General features: G+C 47.2%; 1 rRNA gene. It reads left to right on the forward strand.

Annotated features, from left to right (window positions below):
• Positions 1–84: ribosomal RNA gene (locus DPV79_RS41810) — 16S ribosomal RNA — on the forward strand; the annotation flags it as partial.
• Positions 85–360: the final 276 nt, after the last annotated feature.

Genomic DNA, 360 nt, shown 5'->3' on the forward strand with positions numbered 1-360 from the left:
ACGGTCACCACGGTAGGATTCATGACTGGGGTGAAGTCGTAACAAGGTAGCCGTATCGGAAGGTGCGGCTGGATCACCTCCTTTCCAGAGCTTCTCGCAAAGTTGAGCGCTCACGCTTATCGGCTGTTGATTAAGACAGACTAGCTGTCTGCGGTATAAACCGGTTATAATGCCGGCCGCTTTCAATAATCTTCAATGACAAACATTCGAATGAAGTTTGGTTCGAATTTTTCTCATTGGCGATTGAGCCAGTCAGAGCGGTACGAAAGTATCGGCTGTCGTTCTTTAACAATCTGGAAGAAGTAAGTAATTTGGATAGCGGAAGCGTCTTGAGATGGACGTGGAAACTATCCGGGTTGT

Source organism: Burkholderia reimsis, from assembly GCF_003294055.1.
GTDB lineage: Bacteria > Pseudomonadota > Gammaproteobacteria > Burkholderiales > Burkholderiaceae > Burkholderia > Burkholderia cepacia.